This is a genomic window from Gottfriedia acidiceleris, assembly GCF_036421055.1.
Lineage (GTDB): Bacteria > Bacillota > Bacilli > Bacillales > Bacillaceae_G > Gottfriedia > Gottfriedia acidiceleris_C.
Window position 1 is genome coordinate 130,218 of record NZ_JAZGQS010000011.1, and the last position, 13,623, is coordinate 143,840.

The 13,623-nt window shown below is 32.9% G+C and carries 13 protein-coding genes, 1 riboswitch and 2 other annotated features; of the genes, 8 read left to right on the forward strand and 5 right to left on the reverse strand.

Annotated features, from left to right (window positions below; translation table 11 throughout):
- Window positions 1–104 precede the first annotated feature (104 nt).
- Together RAH41_RS17290 and RAH41_RS17295 are read left to right on the forward strand one after the other, a co-directional pair.
- Window positions 105–809 carry a hypothetical protein gene (locus RAH41_RS17290; RefSeq protein ID WP_331224229.1) on the forward strand — a complete coding sequence of 235 codons (705 nt, stop codon included), beginning with the start codon at window positions 105–107 and terminating at the stop codon, window positions 807–809.
- 311 nt (window positions 810–1,120) lie between these two features.
- On the forward strand, window positions 1,121–1,642 hold the full coding sequence (locus RAH41_RS17295) for a GNAT family N-acetyltransferase (RefSeq protein ID WP_331224231.1): 522 nt from the start codon (window positions 1,121–1,123) through the stop codon (window positions 1,640–1,642).
- 169 nt (window positions 1,643–1,811) lie between these two features.
- Here RAH41_RS17295 and RAH41_RS17300 read toward each other — a convergent pair whose 3' ends face one another.
- Complete coding sequence (locus RAH41_RS17300) at window positions 1,812–2,297, reverse strand: GNAT family N-acetyltransferase (protein WP_331224233.1); 486 nt, start codon at window positions 2,295–2,297, stop codon at window positions 1,812–1,814.
- A gap of 189 nt (window positions 2,298–2,486) precedes the next feature.
- Window positions 2,487–2,718: a binding site (T-box leader), on the forward strand.
- Between the two features lie 46 nt (window positions 2,719–2,764).
- Window positions 2,765–2,991 (forward strand) — a binding site (T-box leader).
- Between the two features lie 60 nt (window positions 2,992–3,051).
- Here RAH41_RS17300 and RAH41_RS17305 point away from each other — a divergent pair.
- Window positions 3,052–4,380, forward strand: coding sequence for an amino acid permease (locus RAH41_RS17305; protein WP_331224235.1), 1,329 nt, complete (start codon window positions 3,052–3,054; stop codon window positions 4,378–4,380).
- A 49-nt stretch (window positions 4,381–4,429) separates the two neighbouring features.
- On the opposite strand, the gene RAH41_RS17310 is transcribed toward RAH41_RS17305, so the two are convergent.
- Entirely contained in the window at window positions 4,430–5,170 is a 741-nt protein-coding gene (locus RAH41_RS17310) for an MBL fold metallo-hydrolase (protein ID WP_331224237.1), read from the reverse strand.
- A 124-nt stretch (window positions 5,171–5,294) separates the two neighbouring features.
- Window positions 5,295–5,864 carry a TetR/AcrR family transcriptional regulator gene (locus RAH41_RS17315; RefSeq protein WP_331224239.1) on the reverse strand — a complete coding sequence of 190 codons (570 nt, stop codon included), beginning with the start codon at window positions 5,862–5,864 and terminating at the stop codon, window positions 5,295–5,297.
- Between the two features lie 300 nt (window positions 5,865–6,164).
- Between RAH41_RS17315 and RAH41_RS17320 the strand changes: the two genes are divergently transcribed.
- From RAH41_RS17320 to RAH41_RS17335, 4 genes are all read left to right on the forward strand, one after another.
- Complete coding sequence (locus tag RAH41_RS17320) at window positions 6,165–7,376, forward strand: multidrug efflux MFS transporter (RefSeq protein WP_331224240.1); 1,212 nt, start codon at window positions 6,165–6,167, stop codon at window positions 7,374–7,376.
- A 127-nt stretch (window positions 7,377–7,503) separates the two neighbouring features.
- On the forward strand, window positions 7,504–8,376 hold the full coding sequence (locus tag RAH41_RS17325; protein ID WP_331224241.1) for an AraC family transcriptional regulator: 873 nt from the start codon (window positions 7,504–7,506) through the stop codon (window positions 8,374–8,376).
- 411 nt (window positions 8,377–8,787) lie between these two features.
- A complete protein-coding gene (locus RAH41_RS17330; protein ID WP_331224242.1) occupies window positions 8,788–9,204 on the forward strand; it encodes a GNAT family N-acetyltransferase in 417 nt (138 codons plus the stop codon).
- Window positions 9,205–9,319: 115 nt separating this feature from the next.
- Complete coding sequence (locus RAH41_RS17335; RefSeq protein ID WP_331224244.1) at window positions 9,320–10,096, forward strand: arylamine N-acetyltransferase family protein; 777 nt, start codon at window positions 9,320–9,322, stop codon at window positions 10,094–10,096.
- Between the two features lie 166 nt (window positions 10,097–10,262).
- Here the strand turns inward: RAH41_RS17335 and mmuM are convergent, their stop codons facing one another.
- Together mmuM and mmuP are read right to left on the reverse strand one after the other, a co-directional pair.
- On the reverse strand, window positions 10,263–11,219 hold the full coding sequence (gene mmuM, locus RAH41_RS17340) for a homocysteine S-methyltransferase (RefSeq protein WP_331224245.1): 957 nt from the start codon (window positions 11,217–11,219) through the stop codon (window positions 10,263–10,265).
- The gene (gene mmuP / locus RAH41_RS17345; RefSeq protein WP_331224246.1) at window positions 11,194–12,603 is read right to left on the reverse strand and encodes an S-methylmethionine permease; all 1,410 of its coding nucleotides are present in this window, start codon (window positions 12,601–12,603) and stop codon (window positions 11,194–11,196) included. The genes mmuM and mmuP overlap by 26 nt, the downstream gene beginning before the upstream one ends.
- 82 nt (window positions 12,604–12,685) lie before the next feature.
- Window positions 12,686–12,789, reverse strand: a riboswitch (SAM riboswitch).
- A 289-nt stretch (window positions 12,790–13,078) separates the two neighbouring features.
- On the opposite strand from mmuP, the gene RAH41_RS17350 reads away from it, so the two are divergent.
- Window positions 13,079–13,453 (forward strand): DoxX family protein, encoded by a 375-nt coding sequence (locus RAH41_RS17350; protein WP_331224248.1) that lies wholly within the window; start codon window positions 13,079–13,081, stop codon window positions 13,451–13,453.
- Window positions 13,454–13,623: the final 170 nt, after the last annotated feature.

Here is a 13,623-nt window from a genome sequence, read left to right on the forward strand (position 1 = left end):
AGCTCTCTTTTTTTTGAGTCGATAAGGTGAGTAGACAAATCCTTTTTTAGCTTGAGGTTATATTTTCCATATTAGGACATCTTAAAGGTAAAGGTGGTGTATCGATGAATCGACGTTTAATTATTGTTTTAATCAGTATTTTTCCATTTTTTACTTCTTCATCCGTAAGTGCGCGACAAGCTGAACGAGTCGTTATGAATGGGATTCCAAGTGATGTGTGGCAGGAAAATATCTATTTAATCGCTGACCGAATTGATCGGAAAGAATACCGGAATTTTGACGTTCAAATTGGAAATGAAGGATTTTTATATCACTTCCCAACATGGAAAAGTGGGAAGTATGGTACGAAAATGTTTAGTGAAGATTTAAATAAAGATAAACAAAATGAAATCATTATCGTATTGGATAATTTCAATGATCCGATTCATTTATTGCAAATTAGTACCAACGATGACCAAAGCGAAGAATATAAGGAAGTTCCAATTGAATCGGTCCCTGAAGCCGTTAAACGACTTGTAGAAATGGAGAAAAAAGGGGATATTGTAACTATAACAACTAAACAAAAAACCTATAAAGTTAATTTAAAATCGATAGGGTTTAAAGATACTTCTTCTGACGATAGTGTATATACCCACGTGCCAGTGGATTATATTGTTGAGAAGAAAAAACTAGTTGCCGATGCTGTTGTAATGATTTCAACCGACGGAGGTGGAGCGATTGGAAATTTGAAGCTTTTATATGAATGGAATGGAAAGAAATATGAGGTTCAATCGATTTCTTTTGAGAAGTATAATCGGAAAAGAAAATGAAGTACCTTTGAGGGGTGCTTTTTATTGTGCTTGTATTAAAATGTGAAATCGTAAATAAAAAACAGTTATCCAAAAACAGGTATCGCAAATAAAAATGTGAAAACGCAATTAAAAACGGATAATCACTAATAAAATTGGCAAAATCGCAATAAAAATCCAGAAACAGAGATTTAAAAATAGCTAGATTAATCTATTTAATGAGGAACTTGCTAAATTTTATGTCATTAAGAGATAAATGAGTTTGAATTGAAGGAATTTTCACCACCTATAAGGTATATATTTTTTTAAAAAGAGTGGTGGAGGTGATAGATATGATGATAAGGAAAGCTACATTGTCAGATGCAAAAGGAATCGCTAAAGTTCACGTGGATAGTTGGAAAACTACTTATCGAAATATAATTCCATGCGAGTTTTTAGAGAAGTTATCATATGAACAAAGAGAAAAATTATGGAATAATAATCTTTCGAAAGTGGGGGATTATGTAGTTGTTGCTGAAAATGATGACGGGGAAATTATCGGTTTTGCAGATTGTGGAAAAAGAGAGAGGAATCAAGTCGATCATTCTGGTGACTTAACGTCTATTTATCTTCTTGAGGAATATCAAGGTAAAGGAGTCGGCAAGCAATTAATGAAACAATTATTCCTTCAATTTCAGAAATGGGGGTATAATCGGGTATTCGTCGAGGTTTTGGAAGACAATAAAACACGCTTTTTCTATGAATATTATGGTGCTGAATTATTGAAAACAGATAGGATTACATTTTCAGGAACTGAATTGAATTTACTTATTTATGAATGGGAAAATATAAATGAAGTATTAGCTAAGTTGTAATTAGGCTACCAACTATAAGATTGAGTTGATAGTTTTTGTATTATTTTAGTAAAGATTTGACCGAGCTAATCCAAAGTATAAGGGAATAGCTCTCTGAAGTAATAGACAAGTATAAAGTTGAATGATAAAGTCTAATTATCAAAAAAACTGTAATAAAGCAATAGCCTCATTACAGTTTTTTAATCATGTTATACCATTTTACTCCACCATGTGTTGAGCTAGAAATACCTTTATTGATGAAGCCATGTTTTTCGTAAAATTGAATTAAGTTTTCTTTACATGTAAGCGTTATTGAATCACGTTTATTTTCTTTTGAAACTTTTTCGATATGAGAAAGCAATTTTGATGCGATCCCTTTATTTTGGTTTTGTGGAGCAACTGCTAGACCTAATATACATTGATGGCCACCAGTAGATGGATTTTTTTTAACTTCGCTAAATAAATCATCAGTAATGACAGTCTCATTTATAACAGGACCGTTTACTAAACCAACTAATTTACCATTTTCCTCAGCTACAAAAAAACTATCGGGAATGAATTTAATGCGATTTTCGAATGTTTGTTTTGTTGCTGCCTCTTGTTTTGAAAAACAAAAATGCTCAATTTCTACCAGTTCAGTTAAATCTTCCAATCTTACATTTCGTATGTTTAGCATGATTTTCTTCCCTCCATTTTTCTTAATTATATTATATTAATTTCAAAGCTTTCAAACTATTTAAACTAGCATTTTTAAAGTGGTGGGATAAAATGATCTAAAAAAGATGTTGACAGAATTATGAAATAACCCCTATAATACAAAACATATTAAAAAAAGAAACAAGCTACTAATGTTAGATTCATATAGTTTTAAGCAATGAAGGGAATTTAAGTAGTACTTATCTCAATGTTATAGAGAGCTGATGGTTGGTGGGAATCAGTACAAAGATAAGAATGAATTTCGGTCCTGGAGCTATTTTTTTTCGAAGTAAAGTTTAATCTTTACTAAGGGAAAAACGGTCAATTCTGACCGTTATCAAATATTAAGAGGCAGAATATTTCTGCAACTAGGGTGGTACCGCGAATAATTCGTCCCTACTGATACAATCAGTAGGGACTTTTTTATTAATTTAAAAACTGAATATAGAAAATGCAATGAAGGGAATACAGTAATGTTTGTTTCACTGTTTAAGAGAGCTGGTGGATGGTGTGAATCAGTACAAAAACAAGCATGAATTACAGTCCTGGAGCATCTTATTCGAAGTAAAGGTCGACATTTACTTTGAATAAGACGGTCATCGATCGTTAAATAAAACAAGAGGCAGAATTAATTCTGCAATTAGGGTGGTACCACGGTGAAAATCGTCCCTGTCGTTAGTGGCAGGGGCGATTTTTTTTATAAAAATATACAAGCTAGAAAGAGGAGATAGAAAATGGAATTACAAAAAAATCTATTACCAAGACATATCCGTTTCATGGCACTCGGTGGAGCAATTGGTACAGGTATTTTTAAAGGAACATCAGAAACTGTATCGATTGCAGGACCCGCAGTTATTTTTTCATATTTGTTTGCTGGATTATTACTTCTTGTTGTGATGAGTGCGATTGCGGAAATGGCTATTGCTTTTCCAGGTTTGAATATGAAAGGATTTATTCGTAAAGCGTTTGGTACAAGAGTGTCTTTCGTAATTGGTTGGTTGTACTGTTTTATGTGGTTAGTAGTTTGTGTTATTGAAGTAATCGCAGCAGGAAGCTTTCTACAATATTGGTTTCCTTCAATGTCGTTATGGTCTTTAAGTTTTATTAGTGCCGTTTTTATTGTGGCTGTTAATTTTATGAATGTGAAACGATATGGTGAAATAGAATTTTGGTTTGCAGGAATTAAAATTACGATGATTGTTTTATTTATTGCATTAGGCGCTGGAATTTTATTTGGAATTATTCCAAGTGATCATAGTGGTTATGTACAAAATTATGTTCAGCATAAGGGATTTTTCCCACACGGCTGGTCAGGAGTATTTTCTGCTTTATTAATCGTCATTTTTTCTTACGGTGGTTCAGAATTAATAGGATTGACCTTAACAGAAACAAAAGACGCAGAAACAGTAATACCAAAAGTTATAAAAGGGGTTATATGGAGAATTGTTTTATTCTACACGCTTCCAATCCTGATTATTTGTGGATTAATTCCATGGAATGAAATTGGTAATCAGGAAAGTCCATTTGTTCAAGTTTTATCAACAGTAGGTTTTCAAGGTTCAGCTCATATTATGAACTTTGTATTAATTACAGCGGTATTATCTGCTGCAAATTCAGGTATTTACGGCTGTACGCGTATGATGTACTCGTTAGCAACTGAGGGAGAAGCGCCAAAGGTTTTTGCAAAAATTTCTAAGAATGGTGTACCGATTTATACTGTTATTGTAAGTGCAATAATTTTAATTGGGGGCACATTTGTAGCTTATTTTTCTCCTGATCGCGTATTCGGTTATTTAATGGCGATACCTGGCTTTACAGTATCATTAGTATGGATCAGTATTTGTTTAGCACAATTAAAACTCCGCAAAACATATACTATGCAACCACACTACAAAGTTTGGGGATTTCCATACGTAACATCATTTACTGTAATTGCTTTAGGAGTTAGCTGTGTAGCATTTGCATTCAGTGAGCAGAATAGATTAAGTATTTTTGTTTGCTTAGGGATGCTAGTTGTATTAATTTTATGTTCATTTATAAATAGAAAAAAACAAATTCATTAAACAAAAAACAAAGGGCACCTTATTTGGTGCCCAAATTTATATCAATAAATTATTGATTGTTAGCCAATGCTAAAAGCTGCTCATTTACATTTTCATTTACAATTCCACCATGGTAACAAATGATTGTTTCAATATCATACTTTGTTAATTTTTTAATGGACATAAGAGCCGTTTCCATATCAGGTGTAGCGTTTGGATTTGGCCCCATAATAACGCCATCAGCTGCGACAACAGCATCACCTGCAATTAATGTTTTACTTTGTTGATGATATAAACAAATGTGACCAGGAGTATGTCCAGGTGTATAGATCACAGTGATTCCACCAGCATATGGTAAAACTTCTTCATCAGTTAAAGTTGAATTAACTTTAGCATTTAATGATGTATCGTAGATTGCTTTTATTTTTTTTCCTATTTCTTCAGGAACAGATTCAATCATTTTTGCGATTCGTTCTGGATTTACTTTAATTAAAGCTTTATCCCCCTCAATATATGGCTTGTCTTCTTTATGTGCTAGCACCTCAATTTCTTGATCAGCAGTTTTTAAAAGCTCAGCAAGGCTTCCGATATGATCAATGTCTTGATGGGTAAGAATGATTTTAGACAGCTTATTGAATTCTAATCCCGATTTTTCAATCGCTTCACGAATTTCCTCAGTTTGTCCTGGTATTCCTGTATCTACTAAGATCACTTCTTGTTCATCCCAAAGTATTGTTGGGTTAATAATATTTATCTGTCCTGTAAAATTCATTTCTAATTCAATTGTTTCAATACCTTTAGCAATTTTCATTTAAATGGTAAAAGCAATTTTAGGCCTTTACCACACCTCCCTTTGTTATATGTGAACACTAAACTAGGCATCTAAAGAAAGTTGCCTAGTTTAGTGTTCACATTTTTTGTCTAAAAACTTATTTTTACTTTTGCGCTCTTGAAACAGAAGAAATAAAGTCATCAAGCATAACGTCAAAGCTATCATCAACATTTACCGGATGTTGGAAATATCCAAGGAAGTTCATCGAAACAAATCCGTGTAATATGCTTCTTAATGCTCGTCCTTGATGAATTAATAAAGTAGGGTCCGTAATATAAAACTTAAGAATTTGATGAATAATGCCAGTTGTTTCCCTAGCAAGTCGTTTAACATCGTCATTTTCTGTACTCGGGATATTCATAAAAAGTCCATAACCAGTTCGATTATCAAATGCAAAATCGCGATATACATAAGCAATTTCTCTAATCGCTTGTTCACCACTTTTACCGACTAATCTTTGCATTAAAGTCGAATTTAATTTATTTAAAAGTGAAATCGTCATTTTCAATTTTAACTCGTCCATATTCGCAAAATGGTTATATAAAGATGGATATTTAATATCTAGCTTTTCTGCAATTTTTGGAAAAGTTACTTGATTAAGTCCAATTTCATTAGCCAATGAAAAAGCCACTTCAATAATTTTTTCTTTTGTTAAATTTCTTTTTTGAACCATTTTTTTGCTCCCGTCTCATGTATTAGGTAAATTGTTTTTTAGGCTGATTTCCATTATCAATCAACATAAGTCCTTAAAGATACAATACCTAAATACAAAGTATTTTTAAAGAGAGACTATATTACTAAAAATAGTTTAACACTTCTAAATATAATTAGTAAACTATATAATATAATTTACAAACTATAAACTATAGTTTAGTGTTATGTGTATATTAAAACTTATTGTTATTTTTATTTGTCTTTTATCATCAAGACTTTTTTATTTTGATTTTATTTTTTCTAAAAGGAAGGGGAAATCATGTTATTGTGGAAAAGGAATTTGATTGTTTGTTGGTTTGGAATGTTTGTAACGAGTATTGGGTTGAGCCAACTTGGTCCGGTATTACCTCTATATATTGATAAACTTGGTGTTCATAATTCTGCATTAATTAGTCAATTTTCAGGAATTGCTTTTGGGGTAACTTTTATTATCTCAGCTATTTTTTCTCCTATTTGGGGTATGGCAGCGGATAAGTTCGGACGTAAACCAATGCTGATAAGAGCAAGTCTTGGTATGTCCATTATTATTTTTTGTATGGGTTTCGCACATAATGTCTATGTTTTAATTGGATTGAGACTTTTACAAGGTGTCATTACCGGTTACGGTACAGCTTGTACAACTTTAATCGCAACTCAAACAGATAAAGAGCATGCGGGATCAGCATTAGGTACACTTTCAACTGCCAGTATAGCAGGTTCATTACTTGGTCCGATGGTTGGAGGTTATATTGGAGAGACTGTAGGCTTACAAAATGTGTTTTTTTTAACAGGTGGACTCATGATGGTTGCGTTTATTACAACAGCATTATTTGTAAAAGAATCATTTACTCCCCAAGATAAAAAAGTGCTAAAGTTTAAGGAAATATGGCGTATTATTCCGGATAAAAGCTTAATGATTACAATGTTCATTACTTTTTTTGTTTTAACAATAGCGCTTTATTCGATTGAACCAGTTATTACTGTCTACATTTCTCAGCTATCTGCTCATTCTACACATGTTGCATTGTTAGCGGGCATGGCATTTTCAGCATCAGGTTTGGCAAGCATTATTGCTGCTCCGAGATTAGGTAAGATTTCTGATCGAATTGGTCCACATAAAGTTATATTCGTTGCCCTGATTGTTTCAGGTGTGATGGTAATTCCCCAAGCATTTGTAAAAAACGCTTGGGAATTGATGGGATTAAGATTTATTTTAGGTTTAGCAACGGCGGGTTTAACTCCTGCTGTTAATACATTAGTTAAACGAATTACACCAGATGCCATCACTGGTCGAGTATTTGGATTTAATATGTCAGCTGGATATTTAGGTGTATTTGTCGGTTCTATTTTAGGTGGGCAGATTGGTGCATATTTAGGTGTCAAATACGTATTTTTTGTTACAAGTGCATTATTGCTACTTAACGCAATTTTGGTTTATGTTAAAGTTAATAAGAAATTGAATGAAAAAAAAGAGTTTAACTTATCGATGTAAAAAGTGATAATTTTTGGGAGCTATTTAATGTGGCTCCCTTTCATATTAGTACCCTACATAACTTAGCAAGAAAAGTCGGATTTGTTAATTTGGTTCCTGTTATTCTATTGATGAAGGAGGTTATAAAATGGATTTGTTAAAGAATATGAATGATGCGCTAGTATATATTGAAGAAAATCTAACAAGTGAGATTGACTATAAAGAACTCTCAAGAAGGGCTTTTTGTTCTGAGTATCACTTTAAAAGAATGTTTTCGTTTCTTGCTGGAATTTCTCTTTCAGAGTATATTCGTCGTCGCCGTCTTACTATTGCAGCTTTTGAACTGAAAGATCATAACAAGAAAATAATTGATATTGCTTTAAAATTCGGATACAATTCTCCGGATTCCTTTACGAGAGCCTTTCAAAACTTGCATGGAATTACTCCGTCAGAAGCTAGAAATAACGGCAATTCGCTTAAAGCATTTCCACGAATGACCTTCCAATTATCAATTAAAGGAGGAAATGAAATGAACTATCGTATTGAAGAAAAAGAAACATTTCGAATCGTAGGGATAAAAAAGAGAGTTCCGATTATTTTTAATGGGGTCAATCCTGAAATTGCATCCATGTGGAAAACTTTAACGATGGAAAAAATTACGGAATTAAAAAAACTCTCCAATGTTGAGCCGAATGGCATAATAAGTGCTTCAACAAATTTTTCTGAAGGTAGAATGGAAGAAAAAGGAGAACTTGATCATTATATTGGAGTCGCAACTACAAATGACTGTCCAAATGAGTTCATTCAACTTGAAGTTCCTGCAATTACATGGGCAGTATTCGAAGCAATTGGAAAATTTCCAGATGCATTGCAAGAAGAATGGGGGCGAATTTACTCTGAATGGTTTCCATCTTCTAATTACCATCAAGTAGAAGGTCCAGAAATTTTATGGAATGAACAGAAAGATATTACATCACCAACTTTCAAGAGCGAAATATGGATACCAGTCTCTAAAAAATAAAAAAAGAAAGAGACAAACGCTCTTTCAAATTTCTGGATTATTTTTATTAAAGTGATCTAGTTTATCTGAAATACTTTTAAGGATTTGATTTTTTTCTTGTTGAATTTTTAGGAATTTTAAAAGAAACCAAATCATAAAAACAAAAGGTGCTATGTAAAACAAAATCGGTATGATTGAAAATAGAGGAAAAAACACGTTATCCATATTGATCCCACTCCTTTTGGAAGATTATACCATAACTTTTAGATTAAAACCTTCTAATTATTTGAAGGTTTTTTTATTTATAACTTATTCTGTGGGTTGTTGGTTAAATAGGTTTTTAAAAGGAAAATAGTGTTATTTAGAGAATGTACTATTAATTAAGAACAGTTACTTGCTTAAATCGAATAGAATAATAGGAGAAAAATAAAAATGAAAATCGTAAAACAATGGGTACAAGAAGATAGTGATTTTATTAGAAAAAAAGTAATTGAATTTAATGCTAAAAACCTTCCTGATGAGAGGAAAGCACCGTCTGAAAATATAAGCTTTGTCGTTAAAAATGATCAAGAGGAAATAGTAGGTGGAATTACAGGGAGGATGTATTGGCACCATTTATCTATAGACTTTTTATGGGTGGCAGAGGAGTATAGACATGAAGGTATTGGTAGTCAACTAATCAATCAAATGGAAGAATTTGCAATCAAAAATAGATGTCGCCTTATTAAAGTAGATACTTTTAGTTTTCAAGCTCCAAAATTTTATAAGAAGCATGGTTTTAAAGTGTTTGGAGTAATTGAGAATCATCCAAAAGGGTATAATCAATATTATTTTGAAAAAAGATTATAAGAGAAAAACTTAATTATTTTTGATGACATGAAGTTGCTTTTGCAACTATTTTTTTAGCTTATAAACTTAAATGGTATGATTAATTAAGAGTTTGATGAGATAGGAGGAATCGTTAATGAGCGAACTTAATTTATTGTTTCGAAAAAGAATTGGAATACGAGATAATGAAGTAATTAATTTTAATAATTTAAATGAGGTTCTTGAAAAAACTGCCATAAATATACCTTTTGAAAATCTTTGTATTATAGGAGATAAAACAAATGAGATCAACCGAGAGAATTTAATTAGTAAATTATTAGTAAAAAATGAAGGTGGTCTCTGTTATGAATTGAATTCAATGCTTTATTTATTTTTACTTGAAAATGGGTTTAACGTGAGGTTAGCAAGAGGGGTTGTTTATGACAATATAGCTCAAAAATATCCTACTTTTGGAAGAACACATGTCACAATCCTATTAACACAAAATGAAGAAACATACTTAATTGATACAGGATTTGGAGCGAATCTTCCTTTAAAAGCAGTTCCCTTTTCGGGTGAGATGATTACTTCTAGTAATGGAGAGTTTCGAATAAAAAAAGAAGACACAAAATTCGGGGATTATGTATTGATGTTAAAACTAAAACATAAAGATCAAAATTGGAGAATTGGCTATGCATTTGATTCACGTGATGTGATTTCAGATGTATCCGAATTTAATGAGATTCAAACAATTATTGCTGAGCACGAGGAATCTCCATTTAATAAAACCCCTTTAATGACTCAACTGACAAATGACGGGAATAAAACTTTAACGAATACTTCTTTTACACAATGGATTAACGGTGAAGTCACAAAAGAGGATATTGATGAAATGAAATATAAGGTTTTAGCAAAGCAACATTTTGGGCTCTAATAAAAAACCAGAATACTATATATAAGAAAACTTATTAACAATTATTGGTAATAATCGTTAATAAGTTTCTTCTAACCATTCTATTGCCTATGAAAATAAAATTTACTGTTCTATCATTTACATAATAAGTAATAAACCTCCATTATAACTACTTTGCTTTATTCAATTAGAAAACCTCTGAAAGGCGCCATTTTTTTGATATCTCCTTAATTTGATGAGGTGTTGTTCTGCAGCATCCACCTATTAAACGTGCACCTACTTGGTACCATTCTTCAGATTGTAACCCTAAGGTGCCACATTGTTCATGCCCATGCCATGTTTTTGTTACTGGGTTATAAGTTTCACCAGAGTTGGGATAAACAAGAATTGGCTTTTTTGTATTTTCTCTCAATTCCTGGATGGCACCAGTTACAACAGTTACTGGTGCACAATTGATGCCTATTGCCACAATTTGCTCACTTTTTTCAAAAACTCTTGCACACTCCGCAAGCTTCGTACCTTCACTTATCTCTTTTTCATTTTTTAAAGAAAAGGATAGCCACGCATATGTTTCTGGGAACTCACGCAATAATCTTTCTAAAACTATTGCTTCATGCAATGAAGGGATTGTTTCGAATGCTAATAGATCTGCACCAGCTTCAATCAATGCTGATATTCTTGAACGATGAAAGTCTTCTAATGTTTTATCTGATACACCATAGTTGCCTATATACTCTGAACCATCTGCAAGGTAAGCCCCATACGGACCAACTGACGCAGCAACCAATGGCTTAGGCCTATTCGTTTGCTTGTTCTCCTTCCAAAAATCATCTCTTGCTCTTCTTGCAAGTATCACAGTTTTCCTAATTAACTCTAAAGCTTCCTGTTCTTGTATTCCACGTGCAGAAAAACCATTAATAGTAGCTTGATAGCTTGCTGTTATGGCACAGTCTGCTCCTGCACGAAAATAGTCCGAATGAACTCGGTAAATAAGTTCTGGATCTTCAAATAACACGCGTGCCGACCAAAGGGGATCGTCCAAATTACATCCATGTGCCTCCAATTCTGTAGCTAATGCTCCGTCAAGAATCATAATTGAATATTCTGATAAAATAGCTTCAATTGGATTGAGTTTGTTCGACATAATTTACGCCCCTATTCTTAAGATTTTTTGATAGATAATAACTTCCATAGCAAAGCAAAATAAACGGTATGCCGCAATATAAGGCAATTCTCTGTGTTGGATCAAATGCAATTCCAATACACGAAGCCAGGCAAAGGATAAAAGAAGAAATTGGTACCAATGGATATAATGGTGTACGATAGATCAAATCCTTTTCAGAATTTCCTTCTTTTAAAAATTGTCTGCGAAATAAGAACTGGGAAACACTAATACTCATCCAAACAACAACCACAGCTAAACCAGAAATTGAAACTAGTACGATATAGACAGTATCTGGAGCTATAATACTTGAGAGCAACGCCAAACCTCCACCCACCATTGAGAAAATAACAGCGTTCATTGGAACACCCTTCTTTGTCATTTTTCCAAAAATCGGTGAAATTGTATTCTTATTTGCAAGTGACCAAAGCATTCTAGAAGAGGCATACAGACCTGAGTTTGCCGCAGAAAGAATGGCTGTTAGGATAACAAAATTCATTATGTCGGCTGAATATGGCACCCCAATTCGTTCTAGTACTGCAACAAAGGGGCTTTTTAATATCCCTGCATCCGACATAGGTAATAAAGCAGATAAAACAATAATTGTTCCTATAAAAAAGATAATTAGTCTCCACAGGGTAGTACGAATGGCCTTCGGGATCGCTTTTTCCGGGTTGGCTGTTTCACCGGCTGCAATGCCTATTAATTCTGTTCCTGAAAAAGCAAAATTAACCGCAAGCATGGTCATTATAATGGCAGTAGCACCATTAGGAAATAAACCTGCACTTGTTAAGTTAGAAAAAAATGGCGCTGTTTTTGAATGAGTCATCGGAAGAAACCCGAGCATTGCTGCTACTCCTATAATAATAAAGATCACAATTGCTATAACCTTTATCGATGAAAACCAAAATTCAGTTTCAGCGAAAAACTTAACCGTCAGGACATTTAATACAAAGATCAAAATGGCAAAAAAAGCACTCCATACCCAGACATTAATCGATGGAAACCAACGCTCCATAAGTAATCCTGCGGCTGTAAATTCAGAACCTAAAGCAACAGTCCAAGTTAACCAGTATAACCAGGCTATTGTATATCCTGTACCCGGTCCAATGTATTTAGCTGCATAACTATGAAATGCGCCCGTTTCAGGCATATGTACGGAAAGCTCCCCTAAACATAACATGACTAGATAAACCACTAGCGCACCAATCAGATAGGATAAAATTGTACCAATTGGACCAGCTTGTTGAATCGTGTAACCAGAACTTAAGAATAAGCCAGTTCCAATAACTCCTCCTAGTGATAGCATGACTAAATGACGCGCTTGCATTTTCCTTTGAAATTCTTGCCTAGTGTTGTTTTCCATTTTTACTCTCCTTTTATTACTATCCAGAGAAAACAAAAACGCACTCTAAAAAAGAGTGCGCTACTGACAAATAAAATGAGTGGTCTTATCTATCAGGAGTTTCACCCGCTGGAATTAGCACAGTATCTTAATAGACCTGTTGCTGAGGTATCATAGGGCCAGTCCCTCCACCTCTCTGGATAAGAAATATATTTTTTTAATAACAATATCAATTCACTTAAAAACTGTCAAGACATTTCAGTATTTTCAAAAAAATATTTGCTGAAAAATGCGTTAATACGACTCCCTATCCAAAAAAAACAATATACTTTTTACTTTAACAAAAAGAATGATAAGAGAAATAATTAAGAAACCTTTAACCATTATTACTGATTTTAATAAACAATCTAATCCAAATTTTAGATTGAATAGTTTACTTTGTAGTAATATGTGCTTTTTTCCATTGCATATATATTAAGTAAAGGGGTGATAAAAAATGGATATTTTATCAATTATCTTGCAAATTTTATTAGCTCTTATGTTTTTAATTGCTGGGGTGGCTAAACTTTTTGGTTCAAAAACGAGTGTTGAAAGTTTTAATCACATGAAATTACCGCAATGGTTCAGAGTAATCACTGGATTAGTAGAATTGGTTGGAGCAGTTGGATTAATTATTGGTTTTTGGGAAGAAAGTTGGGTTCCAGCGGGTGGTTTGTTATTAGGAGTTGTGGCAATTGGCGGAATAATATCACATATCCGTGTTAAAGATTCGTTTAAGCAAACTTTTACAATCTTATTATTAGGTATTATTGCATTTGTACTTTTATGGATTAATTATTCTGATCTCTCAAGTTTCCCAGGATTTAATTAATTTTTAATCAATTTATGCAGGGGATAAGAGTACGACAGAATAATAGTGACAGTACTTAAATCAATCTTGTTTTTAGTCAATTAGATGATAAACGATATGTTGATCTCGATGTTTTAAAATCATAATCTATAATTAAATAAATAATTTAGCATTACTTCAATTGAAGTAAT